Source organism: Winogradskyella marina (genome assembly GCF_015645385.1).
GTDB lineage: Bacteria > Bacteroidota > Bacteroidia > Flavobacteriales > Flavobacteriaceae > Winogradskyella > Winogradskyella marina.
Genome location: NZ_JADOET010000007.1, coordinates 1 through 20,849, shown reverse-complemented (window position 1 = coordinate 20,849; position 20,849 = coordinate 1). Strand labels below are relative to the sequence as shown.

Annotated in this window: 14 protein-coding genes; 8 read left to right on the top strand and 6 right to left on the bottom strand. The window is 33.4% G+C overall.

Annotated features, from left to right (window positions below):
- Positions 1-86: 86 nt before the first annotated feature.
- Genes ITJ86_RS09420 through lipB form a run of 3 tightly spaced genes read left to right on the top strand, consistent with a single transcriptional unit; the run spans position 87 to position 1,772 of the window.
- The gene (locus ITJ86_RS09420) at positions 87-245 is read left to right on the top strand and encodes a YqaE/Pmp3 family membrane protein (protein ID WP_092446701.1); all 159 of its coding nucleotides are present in this window, start codon (positions 87-89) and stop codon (positions 243-245) included.
- 39 nt (positions 246-284) lie between these two features.
- Complete coding sequence (locus ITJ86_RS09415) at positions 285-1,049, top strand: hypothetical protein (protein ID WP_195871391.1); 765 nt, start codon at positions 285-287, stop codon at positions 1,047-1,049.
- A 12-nt stretch (positions 1,050-1,061) separates the two neighbouring features.
- Positions 1,062-1,772, top strand: coding sequence for a lipoyl(octanoyl) transferase LipB (gene lipB, locus ITJ86_RS09410; RefSeq protein ID WP_195871390.1), 711 nt, complete (start codon positions 1,062-1,064; stop codon positions 1,770-1,772).
- Here lipB and ITJ86_RS09405 read toward each other — a convergent pair.
- The 6 genes from ITJ86_RS09405 to ITJ86_RS09380 all read right to left on the bottom strand — a co-directional run bounded on the left by ITJ86_RS09405 (position 1,769) and on the right by ITJ86_RS09380 (position 10,115).
- Complete coding sequence (locus ITJ86_RS09405) at positions 1,769-2,503, bottom strand: YoaK family protein (RefSeq protein ID WP_195871389.1); 735 nt, start codon at positions 2,501-2,503, stop codon at positions 1,769-1,771. The genes lipB and ITJ86_RS09405 overlap by 4 nt on opposite strands.
- 469 nt (positions 2,504-2,972) lie before the next feature.
- Positions 2,973-4,049, bottom strand: coding sequence for a hypothetical protein (locus ITJ86_RS09400; RefSeq protein ID WP_195871388.1), 1,077 nt, complete (start codon positions 4,047-4,049; stop codon positions 2,973-2,975).
- A 222-nt stretch (positions 4,050-4,271) separates the two neighbouring features.
- Positions 4,272-5,321 (bottom strand): nucleoid-associated protein, encoded by a 1,050-nt coding sequence (locus ITJ86_RS09395; protein ID WP_195871387.1) that lies wholly within the window; start codon positions 5,319-5,321, stop codon positions 4,272-4,274.
- Positions 5,322-5,474: 153 nt separating this feature from the next.
- Positions 5,475-7,046, bottom strand: coding sequence for an OmpA family protein (locus ITJ86_RS09390; RefSeq protein WP_195871386.1), 1,572 nt, complete (start codon positions 7,044-7,046; stop codon positions 5,475-5,477).
- Between the two features lie 83 nt (positions 7,047-7,129).
- Positions 7,130-9,481, bottom strand: a complete 2,352-nt coding sequence (locus ITJ86_RS09385; protein ID WP_195871385.1) for a ribonuclease HII — start codon at positions 9,479-9,481, stop codon at positions 7,130-7,132.
- 31 nt (positions 9,482-9,512) lie between these two features.
- Positions 9,513-10,115, bottom strand: a complete 603-nt coding sequence (locus ITJ86_RS09380) for a ribonuclease HII (RefSeq protein WP_195871384.1) — start codon at positions 10,113-10,115, stop codon at positions 9,513-9,515.
- 215 nt (positions 10,116-10,330) lie between these two features.
- Between ITJ86_RS09380 and ITJ86_RS09375 the strand changes: the two genes are divergently transcribed.
- The 5 genes from ITJ86_RS09375 to ITJ86_RS09355 all read left to right on the top strand — a co-directional run bounded on the left by ITJ86_RS09375 (position 10,331) and on the right by ITJ86_RS09355 (position 20,466).
- Positions 10,331-13,372 carry a SusC/RagA family TonB-linked outer membrane protein gene (locus tag ITJ86_RS09375; RefSeq protein WP_195871383.1) on the top strand — a complete coding sequence of 1,014 codons (3,042 nt, stop codon included), beginning with the start codon at positions 10,331-10,333 and terminating at the stop codon, positions 13,370-13,372.
- A 19-nt stretch (positions 13,373-13,391) separates the two neighbouring features.
- A complete protein-coding gene (locus ITJ86_RS09370; protein ID WP_195871382.1) occupies positions 13,392-14,894 on the top strand; it encodes a RagB/SusD family nutrient uptake outer membrane protein in 1,503 nt (500 codons plus the stop codon).
- A gap of 14 nt (positions 14,895-14,908) precedes the next feature.
- Positions 14,909-15,676, top strand: a complete 768-nt coding sequence (locus ITJ86_RS09365) for a hypothetical protein (RefSeq protein ID WP_195871381.1) — start codon at positions 14,909-14,911, stop codon at positions 15,674-15,676.
- Positions 15,677-16,421: 745 nt separating this feature from the next.
- A complete protein-coding gene (locus ITJ86_RS09360; RefSeq protein WP_195871380.1) occupies positions 16,422-18,365 on the top strand; it encodes a S8 family serine peptidase in 1,944 nt (647 codons plus the stop codon).
- A 136-nt stretch (positions 18,366-18,501) separates the two neighbouring features.
- Entirely contained in the window at positions 18,502-20,466 is a 1,965-nt protein-coding gene (locus ITJ86_RS09355; RefSeq protein ID WP_195871379.1) for a putative porin, read from the top strand.
- Positions 20,467-20,849: the final 383 nt, after the last annotated feature.

The following is a 20,849-nucleotide window of genomic DNA, read 5'->3' as shown; positions in this document are numbered from 1 at the left end:
GGCCAATTAATACAAATGATTAGTGAATTTTGTAACAGTTTAATGCTATTTACGTCTTATAAATACATCAAATCAATAAACATATTATGAGTATCTGGCGCGTTATCCTTTCAATCATCTGTCCACCTTTAGCTGTTTTAGATAAAGGCTGTGGCTCAATTCTAATCACCTTTTTATTATGGCTCTGCGGATGGGTACCTGGCGTTATTGCAGCTTTGGTTATATTGAATAATCCTGAGCGATAAAAGTCTTACCTTTGTAGCCTTAAATACTAAAATATTACTATGAAAAAGTGTCTTACACTACTTATGTGTGCTGTGTTAATATCGTTTACAAGTTGTCAATTTTCTGAAAACATTTACGTCAATGAGGATGGTAGTGGTACCGTGAAATTCTCAATGGATGCATCAGAAATGATGGATGTGTTAGAACAATTAGGGGAGAATGCTGCTGACGAAATGGGCAAAGCTGTAGATTCAACAATTGTTTTTAAAGACTTTTTGGTAAAGTACAAGGATAGTATATCTAAGTTATCATTAGAGGAACAGGAGAAAGTAAAAGCTATGGAGGATTATACGCTTCATATGGTTATGGATCCACATGAAAAGAAGATGTTTTTTGATATAGAAACAGATTTTGATAATGCCAATGAGTTGCGCGATATGTATAAAGCCATGAATAATTTTAATAGTTTAAAAGGAGATGAAACGGCGAGTGATAATTTACCATTAAGTCCTTTTTCTAGTATGGGGAATGAAGGCTCTACTTTAGTAAGTTACTCATATAATGGTAAGGTTTTTAAAAGAAATGTTGAGATTATTGATGTAGAAAAACACCAAAAATCTTTAGATAGTATAGATAAATCTGCTTTGATGTTGGGGTCGTCTAAGTATGTAGTTAACTACCATTTCCCTAAACCTATAAAGTCCTTTTCAAAAGAAGGTGCAATGTATAGTGAAGATAGAAAAACGGTCACTTATACAGTTGGATTTATAGCAATGCTTAAGGATCCAGAAATATTAAATTTAGAAGTTGTTTTAGAAGATTAAAAACTAATTATTTTGAATAAAACGATACAACTTCAGGATTTAGGAATTAAGGATTTTAAGGACACTTGGGATTACCAAGAAACACTCTTTAAAGCCATTTTAGATACTAAAATTAAGAATAGGAGAGAGGATGCTGGTTTAGAAACCGCTAACCATTTTCTATTTGTCGAGCATCCGCATGTCTATACTTTGGGGAAAAGTGGGGACTTAACTAACTTATTGCTTTCAGAGGAACAGCTCGCAGAAAAAGAAGCGACTTTCTACAAAATAAATAGAGGTGGAGATATTACCTATCATGGTCCAGGGCAAATTGTGGGTTATCCGATTCTGGATTTAGATAATTTCTTCACCGATGTTCATAAATACTTACGATTTTTAGAAGAGGTTATCATTCTTACTTTGGCTGAATATGGCTTAAAAACCGAACGTAGTCCTGGTGAAACAGGGGTTTGGCTAGGTGTTGGGACACCTTTTGCTCGTAAAATTTGTGCGATGGGAGTGCGAGCGAGTCGTTGGGTAACTATGCATGGTTTTGCCTTAAATGTCAATGCCGATTTAGGGTATTTCGATCATATTATTCCTTGTGGAATTAAAGGTAAAGCAGTAACAACGCTTAATAATGAACTAGGCGTCGACAACGTTGATGAAGCTGAGGTAAAGCAGAAAATTTTAAAACATTTTTCAGAATTGTTTGAAGCTGAGTTTATAAAACCAGAGCATTAGTTTCTTTGCTTATATTTTCGCTTTGTTCTGATGTAGCCATATCTTAAATCGTCATAAAATAGACTTATGATTAAGATCAATGCAGCCACTAAAAGGGCGTTTAATTCGAAATCTAATTTTGAATACAGATAACCGCCAATTAGCCCTCCAAAAAAGAAAAAGCAAATTATTGAAATTCTGAGTTTAATAGTCGCTAATATTTGGGTTCTGTTATGATGATTCGCAGGGAAACATAATTGGGAAAGCTCAATTCCTAGATCTGTAAATAAGCCTGTTAAGTGTGTTGTTCTAACGACTGCATTTGATATTTTCGTTACCAAAGAGTTTTGGAGTCCCATAGCAAAGAGTAGCGAACAAATAATGATATCAGGGTAGTGTAGGGGTGTTATGTTGCTTATAATAGCAATGATGACTAAAATAAGAACTTCAATTAAGGTAGGGAGAACAAAGACATTCAACCGTTTGTTTTCTTTAAATTTCTCGATGAGATAACTTGAAAAGAAAGCGCCAAAAAGAAAGGATAAAATGTACAATAGAAAAATAGTGCCTTTCCAAAATTCAAAGTTAGCGACATCACTAATAAAAAGCGCAAAATGACCCGTAACATTAGTGGTTAATTGATGAAATGCTAAAAACCCGGTAACATTGACAATGCCAGCAACAAAAGACAATATAGTAGCAATCCGTAGATTGTGTAATTGTGTTCTGCTTTTACCTTGATGTCGAAACATGAATTTAGATTTAGAAAATCAAATTACGTGCTATTTACGAAAAAAAATACTCATTATGCTTTATTTTGGAGGAATTGCCAGGAGTTTATATAAATAATGATCAAGTTTCATCATTAAAAAATACCTTTTAAAAGTGCATTTTCTTTTCTTCATCGTAGTGATGTTCAAAATATTCTGCTAGAAGCATCTGACGCATCAATATTGAATTTTATTTTATTGTTGCTGTCTTCTTTATAGTTAGTTTTTTTCTAAGCTTCTTCTAATTTAAAACTTGAATGTATTTTACGTTCAACAATTTTTTTAAAAAGGGAGCCAATACTTTTTAAGTTTCTTTATGTGTTTCTGAATTAAACAGGTTATAATTCTTCAAGCTTCACGGAAAGTAGATGGATTATAAAACAGGAAAAGCAGCTAAGATTATAATTCTTAACCGCTTTTCACTTTTGATAAGTTTTGTTTTAAATTTAGGTTACGGTAACTCAATACTCACTATTTCGTATGTAGTATCATCAAAATTATAGACCGACGCAACTAAATGATTATCTGATACTAAGGTAAATCCTGTTAAAACATATTTGTTGTCCATAGAAACATCGTAAGCGGCCACGGCTTTAAATGTACTTAAATCGTATTTGTGGATAGTGCGGTTGCTCCCAATATATAAATAGTTACTATCTAAGTCAAGACCATAGCGAGGACCACTATGGCCAAATTCTATTTCATTGCCCCAGATTTGGTCAATAAAATTCCATTTTCTGATGCTATTTTGAAATGCACCATAAAGGTCTGTACCGTTAGAACCTAATTGAAATACATTGCTAAATTGCACAGGCATTTCAATACTATTGGTTTCTTCTAAAGTTGAAGAGTTAAACGCATACATATGATCTAAAGGGTTTCCCCAATGATAGATCCAAAATTGATTACTTCCAACATACTCTATATTGCTGCCATAACCTAATGTGCCTGTGCTACCACTCGGAACGGGAATGTGTGACGTTGAAAAGTCATTTGGGTTAATTTTAGTAAGAACATAATCGCCATTTAAATCTTGATGTCCGTGTGTGTAAACATAGCCGTTATAATAGGCTAGATCCGCAATTTCAGGAGGGTTTTGATTTACAAAATCTGAAAGTTGTATTTTAGATACAGGATCAACCGTTGTTACCCATTCTTCTGCAGTTGGTACGCTAGATTCTTTTATAAAGATATATTTTGAGTTATCTGTATCAAAAGTTATTGTTACTTTATTGTCCTCCCATGACACCATTGCTGAACGGTCTTCGACTAAAAGCTCTGTCTCGCTTACAGCTTCATATTCTCGTTTAGTTCTTGTTCTACTTTTGTAGCTGTCTAATTCGCCTAAAAAGTTAATGTGAGTGTCATCAATATAGACTTTAGGGTGGTTGTTGTCAATACCTTCAACTACCACGTAACCTCCAGTTAGTTCTTTGGGTTGATCAATAGGTGTATCTGTTTTGTCATCGTCTTTTGAGCAAGAAAATGCAGTTGTAATTGAGATGAAAAGGATTAAAAATTTTTTCATAATATTTGGGTTTTGTAATTAATAGTAAATTTTGGGTTTATTAGTTTACAGCTTGAATTTTATAAGTTTTCAAGATGTTCACTTTCTTGTTTTTAAATTGTTTTTTCATAAAATTGATTTTAAATTAATATTATTTTCTTCCTTATTATTTTCGATGAATTAGTTGATCTTTTGTTCTTTATATAGAAGAGCATTTTACGCTTTACCTTAGCTAATTATTTTTTAAGATTCATCATTAAAAAACACTTTGTAAAAGTGCATTTTCTTTTCTTCGTCGTAGCCACGTTCTAAATATTCTGCAGAAGCATCTGGAGCATCAACATCGAGTTTTATTTGAATGTTAGTGTCTAATTTTATTTCGGTTTTAATCTTCTGTTTTTGCTTTTTTAAAGCTACTTCCGAGACGTCAAACTGATTTCTAATGAGAACTTTGTTGTCCGTTTCGTAGGTTTTTTTATAATCTTCAAACAGTTGTATTTGGTCTTCTTCCTCAAAAACCTCTTCTTTAAACGTATCGATATTTACAATTTCATTTTCTTTAAAAAAGTCAACGGTTTTAGCTAAGAAATTACTCTGTTCTTGGCCACCAAAATTGGGTTGTAATACTTCTTTAGAAAACTCTCTACAAAGTTCAATGCAATTTTTGGTGTGTTGGTTGCTATCATCGGGATATTTGATATTTAAGAAGCTTTTTATCCAATACTGCGTATCGTAAGTGTTGTTATCGACACTGAGGACAATTTTACCTTCCATGTCAGACGTATTTAAGATTAAACAACCCTTATCCACCTTCTTGGCTTGGATGCCTTTTTGGACTAATATATCGTAGTTATTATCTTCTAAATAAGTCTGAAAAAATTCGGTTTTGTTTTCAATTTTAAAAATGCCAACAGCATCGGTAAAATAGTCTTCGTATTGCACGTTTTCAAAATGGCAAATAAGTACATCTCCTGTTTTAATTTGAGCTGAATTACTTTGTTCAAATAGGTGGGCAACAATGTGTTTTGAAATGTCTACAAAATCAGCATCTTCTTTAAAAAGTTGATCACTGTAGGTGTTGATTTCGTTTAGGTTAACATCACTGTGGTGATGAAAACGGTAACTTTCTGCTACGCTAACAAATGGTTTTAAAAGATAGGGGAGCATTAAATTATAGGTCGCTTCGTCAAATTCTACTATAGCATCTGAAAAGGCATTTTTTGTGCCGTTAAATTTATTGCCTACTTTGTGAATTATACAGCTCTTAATTGATGCTTTTTGTCGTTTTATCATTATGAAATTTTTGTTGTTTGTTTGTCAAAATTTTGGGCTTTTAAGTTTATAAAACTTAGTGCCAGTTTTACGACTACAATACTACAAAAAGGAAAGATATATAAATTAGAAATCACCAATCTAAATTTGATGTTTTCAGACTTAAAACCTCCTCTATATTTTAACAAATTCTACACGTCTGTTTTTTGATTTACCTTCAGCGGTGTTATTATCGCCTACAGGTTGCGTTTCTCCTTTTCCGTCCGTTGTTAAACGCGATTCGGATATTTTGTAAATGGATACTAAAGCTTCTTTTACAGCAGCAGCTCTGGCCTTAGATAATTCTAAATTTGTAACATCACTACCATCTGCATCTGTATGCCCAATGATATTTAATTTGATGCTTTCATCTTGCATTAAAACTTGTGAAATTTGACGTACGATTCCAAGCGATTGTGGTTGAATGTTAGCCGAGCCAGAATCGAATAAAATACCGTTAGTAGAGATTTTTCCTTTTGAGATTAACTGACGTCTTAAATCTTCACCTCCTTTTAATATTTTTAGGTTTTTAATCATTAAGTGTTCGTCTTCATTTAGGCTATTTAAATTAAATTTTAAATAATTAAGCACGTCTAATTTTTCAATAAACCTTGGAATGTCCACGTGTTTAACTTCGTTAATCCAAAGACGGTAACGATGTTTGGTCACAGAAATAGCGATATGAGGTTGGTTGTTTAATTCCTGACTAATATTTACAGGTGTCCTTGTGTCTATTTTACCTTTTTTACCCTCGAAATAGGAATGAACTCTCATGCTATATTCACGGTTTTGGACAAGTGGCAATGAGACTGATACGTAAGATTTACCATTTTTAAATAAATCGGTGTCACTAAGAATAATAGTGAATTTTGCTGAGGACGCCGTTTTAGATGAAAGGCCTGCAGTTAAAAGATCAAATTCAATAGTATAATCTTCAGGGAGGTTATTTATATTAGGCATCACAAAAAGGCCTTGGCCAGATTTAAGCTCGTACCAATGTCCTTCTACGTTATTGAGTTTAACAACGGCACCAGAACCATTAGTGTTCCACTTACTAGGTAAATCTCCTATGAAATCTTGAGAGAAATCGTCGAAGAAAAGCAGTTCGTCTCCAGGGACAAAATCAAATTTACTATAGATTTCTAAACCATTAGAAACATTTGAAGCGGCGTCTTCTGTTTTACTCCCTTCGTCATCCGAATTGCTACTATTACCAGAGTTACTATTGGTGTCCTTATCAGAATTACTGCTGAGCTCTGAATCTTCTTTGTCTTCTTTATTTTTGTTTTCCCGATGACCTACCAGTAATTCTTTGGAAGTTTCAATACTGTATCTTAAAGCGTTTTTGGCTTTATTAATTTGTAAGGTTGCCTTGGCTTGTTTAAAAACGCTTGCGCCATCTATATCTTTTAAAATCGCTGGCGCGCTATCACTTATGGTTGTGCCATCTTCTATTGCTTCTTCTAAGACATCAATATCTTCATCATCTAATGAAGTGCCTGATGCCGCGTAGCCATCATACTTGTAGACTTTATCGTATATATTAAAAGATTTTTGTACAAAATTATCGACACTCGAAATGCGAACTTTACTCTTAGGGCGTTTTAGTTTTTTGGTTTGTGCTTCTAAGTTAGAGGTTGTAAGTGTAACGAGCAGAATAGCGGTTGCTAACTGTTTTAAACATTTTAAAATGGGTAACTTCTTCATTGTTATTGTTTAATAGAAAATGCTGTGAAATTTAAGAGTAGCATTAAGAATTAACAAGAACAAATGTGTCGTTGGTAGAATATCTAGTATAGTTTGTAAACCACGATAGTTTTATCGTCACTTTGGGTAATGAGTTCGAGGCTGTTTTCGTTGTCTAATTTTTCTAGTTCAGCAGAGGCTGTACCAAAAACAGGGAAGTTAGGAATGGGTTTGGCTTGACTGTCAAAAAGGTAAACTTTTTTAGATTGCAAATCAGTCGTAGAGACGTATATTTTATCATTTAAATAAAATATTCTTGGTGCTGTGTATTCACCAAAATCTAAATCTAAAGTCCTAGATTTTATTCCTAATCGGTTTTCTCTTAAAGAAACTAAGGTTTTGCTTGTGGTTTCAATGTTGTGATTGTCTGTAAGATTCAGGTTTTTAGTACTTAGTTTTCCCTTGGTATCTACCTGAACCAGTTGACCTAGTGTATTAGTGGTTGTAAATTTATTTTGGTATAAGTAAATGTCGTTTTCAGAAAAACGAATCTTGTCTTTTACATCGATTCTAATAGCACCTTGGCGGTTTAAAATTTTAAGCGTTTCTCCAGCTCCAAAAGAGATATAGTCTTTATTACCAATTCTAAAATGTTTAGGTTGAGATATAATTTCAGAATTATTTGATTTATAATCAAAACCACTTACAGACTGGCCTTTAGCGTTGTACATTAAGAGATGTTTACCTTGTGTAACCAATAGTCTATAATCTTTTCGTTTATCGTAATCAAAAACCGAAAGTGGTTGCGTAATATCATCGTTAAATTTTAAAGGGAACGGAGATACATTATTGCCATTTCTATCTAAAACATATAAACGATTGGGTGTTGCAAAGGCTAATTGTAATCGGCCATTTTTATACATGTCTATCTGTTCTACTTGACCTAATATTTTTCCTTGTAGCTGTTTTTTCCAGAGGATGTTTCCTGTGCTTGAAATAAGATAGAGTGTGTTGTTAACATCTTGAACAATAATATCATGCGCATTAGAAACATGGTTTTTAACTGCTTGAGGAGCGGTTAAAATAGAAGCGTCAATTTTTGTTGTAAAAGCTTCGGACACAGAATTGGAAGCAGCTCTTTTTTTGAATTTTTGAATAATCCCATTAACGTGTGTGTAGTTGTCTTCACGTATAAACTGAACAGCATTAGCGTTGTAGCCTGTCATTGTTTCGCCTAAAACCGTTGATAATGCTTCAGAATTCTTAAAAATAAATAAAGACGCTTCATCACTCAAATTCTCACTTATATTCTGAAATGCATCAGAATTAGCAAGCGTATTGTTATTTAAAGCATCCGTTAGCATGGATTTTAATGTTTCTAAAGTGCTTGAAAACACAATAAAATTCTCGAAAACGGAAAAATACTTAGCATTTTTAAAACTAATAAATGGCTGAAGGTTAGATTCAAAAAAGTCTGGATTCCCAAATTTATAGATATTAATATCTCTAAACGATTCTGACATAGACTTATTTTCTATAGACTCAACAATTAAGTTTGGGTCTAATGAGTGAAGCACTAACATTGAGTCAACTATGGCAATTTCATCTGTAAAGTTTAGAAAAGTTTCTGGGACTTCTGAAATACTATCTTTTATATGGTTATTTTTATTAAAAAGAGAAAAGCTATCATAGCTAATGCTCAATAAAGATGCTGTGTTATAAGGAGCAATAGAAGGTGAATTTGTTTTTTGCGGAATGGTGTTTTTAAAGCGGTCTAAATCGTTAGCGCTAGAATCTTTGGACGTTAAAATACCATTGTAATTCAATCCATTTTCCGTATAATCGAAATCTAGAACGGTATAGTAAGAGTTGTCTGTATTTATAGCATCGGAAAACAACAATTTAGAGTAGGTATTGGCTTCAGATTTAAACAAAATAGAAGCAACCGATTTTTTATCAGTAGTTTCAATTAAGTTGCTAAGATCGGTGTTTTCATTGCTGGGATTTAGAGTTTTTAAAAGTTCAAGATCATTGGAGCCAGCAAAAGTATTGCCAATAATTTTATGATAGATGGTATTGTTGTCTATTTGGGTTTCTTCAATTTGTAAATCACCTAACGTTTTCGACATTATATTCTTAACGGAATCAAGTACAAATAAGGTGCTGTCGTTTTCAGTGAGAATGAGGTAGTTAGAATCTTTAAATGATGTGTAAACCTGTTTTGTTGTATTGAGTTGGTTGAGAAAAAATGCGGCATTTTTTAACTCCTTATTATATAGTGATGAGATAACATCGTTATGTTCAACACTATTAATAAAGTCGTTTAGTTCATTTATCTGAATAATAGTAGACGATTCAGCCGGAATAAATTTATACGGTTGTTTGGTTTTATTGTAGTCTTTTTGGCAGGCCAATATTAAGGTAAATACTATGAATAAAAAACCAAGTCGCTTCATTAAGTTGAATTTAGTTTACAAATATAAAAAGTTATATATCCAATTGGTATTGCTCGGGCAATAATCTAAATGATTTTCTGTGATATTTGGTAATACCGTATTTTTTTATAGCAGCTCTGTGTTCTTTTGTTGGGTAGCCTTTATTTTGTTTCCAATTGTACATTGGGAATTCTTCGTGTATTTTTTCCATATAACTATCTCTATAGGTTTTTGCCAATACTGAAGCTGCTGCAATACTGAGATATTTACTGTCTCCTTTAATTATTGTGGTATGTGGAATATTTTTAAAAGGTTTAAATTTATTGCCGTCTACAATAATATACTCAGGAGTTGATTTTAATTCCGAAATAGCGCCATGCATCGCTTTTATGGAGGCGTTTAAAATATTTATAGTATCGATTTCAGATTCATATATATGTTGAACAGCAAAAGAAACACTTGTGTCTTCTATAATGGGTTTTAATTTTGTTCTCTTTTTTTCGGAAAGTTGTTTGGAATCATTTAATAGTGTGTTTTTAAAAGAAGTTGGTAGAATAACTGCAGCAGCTGTTACAGGGCCAGCTAAACAACCTCGACCTGCTTCATCTGTACCACATTCTAACGTAAAGGTTGAATATTGATTTTTTAGAGTCAAAATGTTAATTTTTGAACAAAGTTAAAATTTTAACGCAACCCATTTACACTTATTGCATCTAAGTAGTGAGTTTAAGGCTAAAAACAAAGGAAAAAATGTTTTACCTGCAATGTTATTAATATAGTAACGTTCTTAACATTTTTTTAGCAAAAACACTTGGTTATTTAATATAAAATTAAGATGTTTGCAACTAGACTAACTCAAATAATTGTTTTATGAAATTAAAATTAACATGGTTATTAACGCTTTTTATGGCGTTCGTGATGCAGTTTTCTTTTGCACAAGAGAAAACTGTCACAGGTACAGTTACAACAGCAATGGATGGTTTACCCCTTCCTGGAGCGAATGTGATTGTAAAGGGGACCTCTAAGGGTCAACAAACAGATTTTGATGGTAAATTTACCATTCAAGTCAATCAAGGAGATGTATTAGTGGTTTCTTATGTGGGAATGGCGGCATCTGAAGTTAAAATTGGAGCAGCAAACACTTATGATGTTGCTTTGAAAGAATCTAGTGGGCTAGATGAAGTTATTGTTGTAGGTTATAGTAATGTCTCTAAGGCAACATCTAAGGCTGCAACGGTTAGGGTGTCTGCGAAAACTATTGAGAATAGACCAAACGCAAGTTTCGTGCAGACGCTGTCTGGGCAAGTTGCTGGTTTAAATATTACTACAAGTTCAGGTCAGCCTGGTGGGAACTCATTGGTGAATTTACGTGGTGTTTCTTCTATTAATGGTAATACTGAGCCGCTATTTATTATAGATGGTGCGCCTGTAGATGAAGATAACTTTAGATCACTTAACCCTCAAGATATCGAATCAATTGATGTTTTAAAAGATGCTGGAGCAACGGCTATTTACGGAAATAGAGGTGCTAACGGTGTTATTGTAATTAAAACGAGACAAGGTTCTTTTGATCAAGGCTTAAAAATTGCTTACAATGGATTCGTTTCTTTTAGTACGTTACAAGATAATGACTACAACAGAATGGATTCTCAACAATTGTTGACGTATGAAAGAGATAGAGGTCTTGGTGCTGGTGGTGGTGTTTCTAACACATTATTTGCTTCTGGCGCAGGTAGACCAGCGCTTACAGATGCTGAAATTGAAGCAGCTCCGAATTTTGATTGGCTCGATTTTTTCTTTAGAACAGCGGTTACGCAGAGTCATACAATGTCAATGTCAAGTGGTAGTGAAAACGCATCGCAGTTTACATCATTTGGTTTTCAGGATACTCAAGGGGTGTTAGAAGATAGTGATTTAAAACGTTTTAATATTCGTTCAAATATCAATGGTAAATCAAATAATGATAGGTTTAAATATGGAGTAAATCTTACTGTCAACTATTCTAAGTCTAATGAGCCAAATGAAATTGGTGGTACTGGGGTTAACAGAAACTATGTTTTAGGTGCGTTTCAATCTGTACCTTATATCACACCAGGTGATTATACCAACGGAGAGGATTTAGTTAATTTTGGAACTCCGTTCGCTCACACACCATTATTTTTATTAGATCGTTTAGAAACATATACTAGATTTGAAGAAGAGGTTAAAGCTGTTGGTAGTTTAAATTTAAGTTATTCTTTAACAGATTGGTTAACTGCTAGAGCTGTGATGTCTGGAGATTATCAAAGTGAGTTTTTAACTCGTGCAGAGGGACCAACATCATTTAACGCATTCTTGTTTGGTGGTGCTGAAAATCCTACTTCTGGTTTTCAAACGCAACAATCAACAAGACAATTTTCTTATAACCAAGTGACGTCTTTAAATGCTTCTAAGGTTTATGGTAAGCATACTGTAGATTTGGGACTGTTTACGGAATATTTTAAAGCACATTTTAGAGGCTTTGGGTATGCTCAAGATGGTTTAGATCCTGCTACATTTCATCCAGGAGATGGTAGTGCATTTATAGCGCCAGCTGGTGGTTTATTTGCTGATTTAGCAAATGCTAATAGATTAGATGCAGGTTTGTTTTCTTATTTCGGTGCTTTAGATTATGATTACGATGAGCGCTATGGTTTTGGTGCAACAGTACGTCGTGATGCATCTTATCGTTTTGCTGAGTCTAATAGATGGGGAACGTTTTGGTCTGTGTCAGGTCGTTGGAATATCTCTAACGAAAGCTTCATGGATGGTTCTGTTATTAATAACTTAAAGTTAAGAGGGTCTTACGGTACTGCAGGTAACCAAGATATTGTTGGTTTAGGCTATTTTGGAGGACCAGACTTAACTTTAGATTTATTTACTACAACTGGAGGTTATGGAAATCAAAACTCAATCGCGTTAGCTCAGTTAGGTAACCGCTCATTAAAATGGGAAACTGTAACTTCACTTAACGTGGGTGTTGATTTTGGAGTATGGCAAAATAGATTAAGAGGTGCTATCGATGTTTATGAGAGAGTTACTTCAGATCTTTTCCAAAGTACACCATTATCGGCTGTAACAGGTTTGACTTCTCAAGATGCAAATGTAGGGGAGTTAGTGAACAGAGGATTTGACTTTCAAGTTAATTACGGTGTAGTTCAAAATATAGATGGTTTTAACTTAAATGTAGGTCTAGTTGGAAACTACAATACAACAGAGCTTAGAGATTTGCCTAACGAAAATGGTGAAATTATTGGCTTAGGCCAGAACGGTGGAATTCTTAATGAATATTATACGTTGAGATATGTTGGTGTAAACCCTGCTAATGGTAATTTGTTATATTTAACAGCAGAGGGAGATGTTACAGAAAACCCGGATGCAGATACGGATCGTGTTTGGATAGATAAAAATTTAACTCCAGATTGGAATGGTGGCTTTACTCTAGATATGGATTACAAAGGCTTTTACTTAACAACGCAATGGAATTATGTGATTGGTGTAGATCGTTTTGATAATGATTATGCAGGTTTAGTTGATCCAACGGCTGCAGGTCAATTCAATGCTTCAACAGATTTATTGAGAGCGTGGTCACAACCAGGTGATATAACAGATATCCCAAGTTATAATGCTGCAAACTTAAATTCGTTTCCAGGTTCTGACCGTTTCCTAAGAAGTGCAGATTTCTTAAGATTGCGTTTTGCTAGTTTTGGATATAATTTTCCTACTAAATTCTTAGAAGGAACAGGTTTCTCTAATGCTAGTATCTTTGTGAATGGTGAAAATTTAGTGACCTTTACAGAATGGAGAGGGTTTGATCCAGAAACTAGAACTAACGTTTCTAGACAATATCCAACACCTAGAACTTTTTCTGTAGGATTTGAATTAGGATTTTAAAAAAAAAAAAACACACAATATGAAAAAATTTAATAAATTACTAATTGTAGGAGTCATACTAACCCTAATGGGTTGTAATGACGCAATTGACATAAGACAAGTAGGGCGTTTAGATGCAGCAAATGCGTTTAAATCGGTCGACGACTTGCAAAACGGCTTGTTAGCTGTATATGATGAAGTGGACTTAACCCCAGAGATTGCGCTATCTGCAAATTTCACAGATGAAATAGCAATAGGTTTTGATTCTGGTGGTCAGGGATTTGCATTGTATGATTTTGTTATGAATGCTGCTAGTGCCGCACCATTTGATTTTTGGACGCGAAACTTTAGAGTTAATAACAGAGCTACTATTTTAATTGAAGCGGCTCAAAACATCACTCCTAGTGATGCTGCAGAGCAAGCAATGTATGATGATATATTGGCTCAAGCTCATTTTATTAGAGCTTATGCTAATTTTGAGATGTTAGTTTATTTTAGTCCAGATGCTAGAGATGACTCTACTTTGGCAGTTCCTGTAATTGACTTTATACCTGGTTTAGACATACAGCCTAGAAGAAATACTACAGGAGAAGTTTGGGACTATATTAATTCTGATATTGATATAGCAACTTCACGAATAGAGACACAATCTGATCCTTTATTTGTTTCTTTAGATGCAATTAATGCATTGAAGGCTCGTATGGCAATGACAAGAGGTGATTATCCTTTAGCTGAGACCCTATCTTCTCAATTATTAAATAGCTATGGGTTAGCAAATAGAACTCAGTACGCTAATATGTTTTTAGATAATGATAACACAGAAGTTATTTTTAAATTAGAAAGAACGGTTAACGATTCCTATGATGGTCAAACTAATTCAGGTTCAGTTAATACTGGAGGCGGATGGGCCGGTTCTGTTTTTGCTTTTGTAAATGCTACTTTAGCTGGTTCTCCATACTTTGAAATGGATAGAAGTGTATTTGATGCATTAGATCCTAATGATATCCGTTATGATGTTATGGTGGCGCCAAGCTCAATTATCAGTCCTGACTATCCTAATGATCCTAGTCCTATAACTAATGATGTTTTGGTAATTCAAAAGTATCAAGGTTCTGAGGGGAAACCATTAATGAATGACTTAAAAGTGTTTAGATCATCTGAAATGTTATTAATTTTAGCGGAAGCTAAAGCGGCACAAAATGATTTAGATGGTGCTGAGCAATTAATTAAGCAATTAAGAGATGCACGTTTTGGAACTGCTCAAGCGCTTCCTTCGTATGGAACTCAACAAGAGGCATTTGGAGCTATTTTGGATGAACGTAAAATTGAATTAGCCTTTGAAGGCCATAGATTTAAGGATTTAAAACGTTTAGGCGTAGCTGGTAATAGAGGTGTTGATAGAGATCCTATTGCTTGTGGTATTCAAAGTGGTGCTTGTACGTTACCTGCAAGTGACTTTAGGTTTACATTACCTATTCCTATTGTTGAAATAAATGCAAACCCTGGCATTGCTGCACAGCAAAATCCGGGTTATACTAACTAAAAATAATAATAATTATGAAAAATATATTTAAGTTTATATTAGCAATTGCTGTGATGGCCTCGTTCTCCAGTTGTGAGGAAGATTTAATAGTTTATTCTAACTCAACATTTGTTCAGTTAAGTAATTCTAGTGCGACTTCTTTAGTTGAAAATAGCGGTCAAACGATTGAAGTTGTAGCGATTTTGGGTGATGCTCAAAGTACTGATACCCAAGTTGCAATTGACGTGGTTGGTGATGCTGCAAGATATACTATTTCTTCGACGAGTGCTACAATACCAGCGGGAGAAACATCTGCTACGTTTAGTTTCTCTGCTATAGATGATGATGAAATTAATGGCGATGCAGATGTTGTGATATCTTTATCTTCATCTAGTAGTGTACCTATTGGTGTTGCTGGCGAAGGTAACTTTTCAGTTTCTAAAACAATTAGTATAATTGATGATAATGTTCCTTGTAATAATTATAGTTTAACCGTATTTACAGATGCATTTCCTAGTGAAACAACATGGGAAATAAGAGATGCTGATGATAACATTGTTTATACTGGTGGTCAAGATTACGGTCCTGATGCTTCTGTTGAAAGTAGATTAAAGGAATACAATCACGATGTACCTTTAGAAGATGGATGTTATACGTTTATTATGTATGATGTATTTGGTGATGGTATGGCAGATGGTGTAGTTGAAGGATCTTGGAGCTTATCATGTGGAGCTCTAACAGTATCATCGGGAGTTGGAAACTTTGGTTTTTCTGATTCTACAGACTTCTGTGTAAACCAATAAATATTTAATTATACACTTAAACACTTAAGTGTATAATTATAAGAAATAATAGAGCCTGTAATTCTTTACAGGCTCTATTTTATTTTCTACCTTTTTGTAATATATTATAAATGATTTTTAGATAATAGGCGTCATAATTTTATAGTCACCCTTTTTTTTAATTATCCACTAACAATCATTCTCCTCTATAAAGCGAAGCATTACTTAGGATTACTTATATTAGTTTTTGGTGTACTGATATCAAAACTGTTTATGGTATTGAGAAACTAGTAATGTATACTTTTATCATTAAAGTATTAGTTTTACGTTTTAATAGGATCTTTTATAAAATTTTACAGAAAATACTACATTACTAAATATTTCAATAAACTACGAATCGTAATTATCATAAATAGTGTTGATTAAAACTAAGATCATATAATAGTTTGGAATTAGTTTACGTCTGTCACTATTGGCCATACGTATAGTCCACATTTTAAAAGCTCCAAAAAATATTTGCCAATAAAAATCTCATAAATTGGTATGGAATGCTCACTATTAGCTTATTAAGCTAGATTTTTGTGAAATTTAGAACGATTAAGTTTCCTAATCGATTAATATTATAATTCGCGCCTTACTGATATTTAGGCAAAATTAAAAATAAGAATTGCTACAATTATTCTTAAATTGTCTCATGTAATTATGTGATAATTATGTTATGTATATTACATTATTTTAATGTATTTTTATCAAAAATTAATTACTTATGAAAAATTTTACAATTTTATTCATTTCCTTTTTATCTCTGTTGACTAGTTTAGTTTTTTCACAAGAGATGAGTAAGGAACATTACAATAGTTTATCTAATTCTAACAAGGAGTTGTATAGCACGCTAAAGCTTGAACAAAATCAAAGAGAAAGTAGAGTAAAAGCTTACCTTTTTAGTCATAATATTAAACGAAGCTATACGGATGAAGATGGATCGTTTTTTTACATGAAAGATGTTATCAATGGTTCTCCTATTTATGTAACAACAGATAATGTTTCTGCGGCATTAGCTACTAAAACGAATCAACTACAAGTTGGGGGTGCTTTAGGTTTAGATCTTGATGGTACTGGGATTATTGTTGGGATATGGGATGAAGGACCAGCTCAAAGTACACATCCAGAATTTGCTGGAAACAACGGAGTTTCTCGTGTTACGGTTTTAGATTCTGGAAACCTTACAGAATCAGGACCATTTAATTCGCATGGTACTCATGTCTCTGGCACAATTGGTGCTACTGGTGTGGACGCGGCTGCGAAAGGTATGGCGACAAATGTTACTATTAGAAATTATAACTTTTCAGATGATTCATCTGAAATGTTGGCAGCAGTTACAAACACAACCAGTCCTATTTTTTTATCTAACCATTCTTACGGTGTACCAGTTGCGTCTTATGTAAATTCTAATCAAGAATGGGTTATGGGTGCTTATACTTCAGATTCGAGAACAATTGATCAGTTAATATATAATAATCCTCAATATTTATCAGTGCATTCTGCGGGTAATAATGGACAGACAAGCTTTAATGGTCAACGTGTACCTGGTTACGATAAACTAACAGGAGATAAGGTAGGCAAGAATAATTTAGTAATTGCTAATGCCAATCCTACGGTAAACGGCGGAAATTTAAGTCTTACCATCAATTCTAGTAGTAGTCAAGGTCCAGCTGATGATTTAAGAGTAAAGCCAGATATTGCTGCTGATGGGACAAACCTATATTCGCCAGTTCCTGGCAATGGATACGGTTTCTCTACAGGTACTTCCATGTCAGCTCCTAATACTACGGGAACTTTGGTACTTTTACAACAGTATTATAGTCAATTATACGGAGGTAATTATATGGATGCGTCTACATTGAAAGGATTAGTTTGCCACACGGCTGTAGATGATCCAGCGCAAGAGGGACCAGACCCTAAATTTGGTTGGGGCTTTTTAGACGCTAAGGCTTCAGCAGAAATAATTGAAGGTTCAACAATAGGTACGGCTGTTTTAAAAGAATTAACGCTCAATAATAATACAACCTATACTTATACTTTTATGGCTGAAGCGGGAAGTAAATTGGCTGCAACAATTTGTTGGACAGATATACCAGGAACTATTTCTTCTGGTACTCTAAATGATCCAACACCTTCATTAGTAAATGATTTGGATTTACGAATTACTAAAGATGGCACTACGTTTTTACCTTGGAAAATAGCCTTATCACCTATTGGAGGTATTACGAACACCAAAGGTGATAATAACGTCGACAATGTTGAGCGTATAGATATAGATGCCCCTGAAACAGGTGAGTACACGTTGACAGTAACACACAAAGGTGCTTTGCAGAGTAGTCCAAATGGCCAAAATTTTTCTTTAATAATATCAGGAAACAATTTGGTGCTTAGTACTAAAGATAATGCTTTGTCTAATAGTTTAGTGGTCTATCCAAATCCGAATAAAGGTGAATTTACAATTAGCTTTGATTCTAGCTTAAACAATAGTAGCGATGTAAAAGTTGATATTTATGACGTTAGTGGGCGTTTAGTTTATAAAAACACATTCGTTAATGATTCCGTTAGGTTTAATAGAACTATAAGTTTAAGTAGTGTGGCATCGGGAGTTTACTATGCTAATATTTCTCAAGGAACCAATAGTACAACTCACAAAATTATTATTGATTAAAGAATTCTAAATAATTATATAATACAAAAGACCAACAATAAACACTGTTGGTCTTTTTTATGTTAAGTAAATTGTAATTTTATATTCTTATACAATAATTAATGGTTTACTTTGTTTCAAAATTATATATTTCTAAATGCAGAACAAATATTTTTACATACTTGTATTTTGTTTTTTTACAGTAAGCCTAGTCGCTCAGACTAAACTATCTAAAGTAAATAAAGTAAATCCAAATAATAGATCAGATACGACTTCTTTAACTAATAGGTCAAAGGGGTTTAAGGAATTAGCTACAATAGATATGTATCTACAGTTTAACAATGCATTAGACACTATCTCTGTTGATACAACATTAACCATAAAAAAGGACTATAAGCTAAACTATCTTCAGAAGGACAATTTTAATTTAATGCCTTTTGCCAATATTGGGCAAACCTATAATACACTCAGTTTTAATTCTTGGGATGAAAATACATCGCCTTTGTTTGGTGCGAGAGCACGTCATTTTAATTATTTAGAGCATAAGGATATTATGTCTTATGAAGTTCCTACTCCATGGACGCGATTAACCTATAAGACAGCATTTGAGCAAGGGCAGCTTTTAGATGCTTTCTTTACAGTAAACCTGTCAAAACAATTTAACTTTTCAATTGCCTATAAAGGATTAAGATCTTTAGGGAATTACCAAAACGCATTAACGAGTTCTGGGAATTTTCGGTTTGTTACAAATTATAAAACAAAGAACGAAAAATACCAAGCCAAAGGCTATGTTGTAATGCAAGACTTGCTTAATCAAGAAAACGGTGGATTAAAGGAAGAGGATTTAGATAATTTCACATCGGGTAATGAAGAGTTTTTAGACCGCTCTGTATTTGATCCTGTATTTGAGAACGCAGAAAACATATTAAAAGGGAAACGTTTTTTTCTTGAACATTCCTATGGAATACTTCATGACACAGATTCTTTGTCTAATAATACTATTAGGTTGGTTAATAAAATCTCTTTGGAGGATAAGTATTATCAGTATAAACAAACAGCATCTGCAACTGACGTTTTTGGCGATGCCTTTACAAATAGTATTAGAGATAAAGTAAAGTTAGAGAACTTCAAAACATCTCTTGGGTTAAATTATATTAATAATGTAATTGGAGATATTTCGTTTGCAGTAAATTATACAGATGTTAATTATGGTTATAACAGTATTGTCTTATTTCCGGAAACGACTATTACAAATAGAATAAAGTCCAACTTCTTTGGGGTAGAAGGAGCGTATTCTAAAACTTATAAAGGTTTTAATATTACAGGTAAGGGAGGGCTAAACCTGTCCGATACATTTGTTGGTAGTTATTTAGATGCAACATTAAACTGGCAGTTTAATGAAGATATTGCATTTTCTGGTGGAATTGCATTAAATTCTAGACTTGCAAATTATAACCACTTATTATATCAAAGCGATTACATAAATTACAACTGGTATAACTTAGATCGTTTTCAAAATGTAAATACACAACAATTAAAACTGAATATGAAATCTCAAAAATGGTTTAATGCCGTTCTTGATTTATCTAATATCGATAATTACACCTATTTTAATTTAGAAGAAACTATAGATGGAGTTAAGAAGATTGAGCCTAAGCAATACAATAAACCACTTCAATATTTAAGAATAAAACTGCAGAAGGAATTCAGGGTTGGCAATTTTGCACTAGATAACACATTAATGTATCAAAATGTTGTGAGTGATGAAGAGGTTCTTAATGTACCTGCATTCATATCACGAAACACACTTTATTATTCCAATCAGTTGTTTAAAAAATCAATGACGCTACAGACAGGTGTAACTTTTAATTACTTCTCCGAGTATAATATGAATGGTTATGATCCGTTACTCGCTGAATTCTATACGCAGAACGAAACCAAACTAGGTGGTTTTCCTAGATTGGATTTCTTTATTAATGCTAAGGTTAGACAAACACGTATCTTTTTTAAAGCAGAACACTTCAATTCTTCGTTTACAGGATACGATTATTTTTCAGCTCCTAATAATCCATACAGGGACTTTACGATTAGGTTCGGTTTAGTATGGGATTTCTTTTTATAGAAGGATTAAACTAAATCATCTTTAACTGTATAAAGCGAATGTTAACTAGTGTGTTATTTTAATTGAAGATTAATTGCATATTAAGTGGCTTCTGTAGTATCATATAGTTTCAAATAATATTACAGGTATAGATAAGTGGAGTGCTTATAAAGTAAGCACGTTGATATGTTAGTGGTTTACCTGGCCACTAGGAAGAGCTAAATAGGTTACGTATTCCGTATTGTATATTACCAACTGATCAAATTTAAAAAAACTTTGCTGTGTAAAAGGATGGTTTCAAGGGGCTTAAAAAAAAAGATTAAAATAAAAAGCAAAAAGGTGTTGTGGGAATGAAAAAGGGTTCTATATTTGCACCCCGAAACAAAGACATCATGTCGCGTTTC